Annotated in this window: 2 tRNA genes and 1 rRNA gene; all 3 read left to right on the top strand. The window is 42.5% G+C overall.

The window, feature by feature from the left end:
• Window positions 1–83: ribosomal RNA gene (locus tag DXB00_RS16130) — 16S ribosomal RNA — on the top strand; the annotation flags it as partial.
• Window positions 84–241: 158 nt separating this feature from the next.
• A tRNA-Ala gene (locus tag DXB00_RS16125) sits at window positions 242–317 on the top strand.
• Window positions 318–364: 47 nt separating this feature from the next.
• A tRNA-Ile gene (locus tag DXB00_RS16120) sits at window positions 365–441 on the top strand.
• The last annotated feature ends 381 nt before the right edge of the window (window positions 442–822 follow it).

Genomic DNA, 822 nt, shown 5'->3' with positions numbered 1-822 from the left:
CGCGGCCGAAGGTAGGGGTGGTAATTAGGGTGAAGTCGTAACAAGGTAGCCGTATCGGAAGGTGCGGCTGGATCACCTCCTTTCTAAGGAGACCTGAGTTCTGAATAAGAACTCATATCCTATGGTCAATCAGAATGAGCACTTGCAGATCGTTGTTTAATTTAGAGGGTGCAATCGAAAGATTGTGTATCTTCAAATGTGGAAAAGAGAAGATTAAGATTCTGATGTCCCTGAATTATTTGGGGGTGTAGCTCAGCTGGGAGAGCACCTGCCTTGCAAGCAGGGGGTCAGGAGTTCGATCCTCCTCATCTCCACCACAGGGCGTCGGAAGACGGAAACGACGACCGGACGCCGAAACTAACATGGGCTTGTAGCTCAGGTGGTTAGAGCGCACGCCTGATAAGCGTGAGGTCGGAGGTTCGAGTCCTCTCAAGCCCACCAATAAGAGCAAACGACCACGCTTGCAAAATTTTATGAAATAAAATTTTGCATAAGCTATAAAAGGTCGGAAGTTCTTATGAGCCGCGCTATTTGCACAAACAAAACGTAGTTTTGTTGGCAAAATTGCGTAGCAATTTTGCACCTTGAAAACTGAACAATACGAAAGCAAAAGCAACAATAGAGGAAATGTTAAAATGTTATTCCGATCTTAATTTATAGATCAGCAAATAGGTTTTGACGTTTATATTGTTGGGATATGATCGAAAAGATCATACTACAAAATAGCTAAATTTAACCGAGATTACTCTAATAATTGAGATAAACGAAAGTTTATCCGCTACAATCCATGTAAATGGATTTTACAGCTGGTCAAGCTGTAAA

The sequence above is a fragment of the Butyricicoccus sp. OF10-2 genome (assembly GCF_003481925.1).
GTDB lineage: Bacteria > Bacillota > Clostridia > Oscillospirales > Butyricicoccaceae > Agathobaculum > Agathobaculum butyriciproducens.
This window is presented reverse-complemented; position numbering and strand designations above follow the sequence as displayed.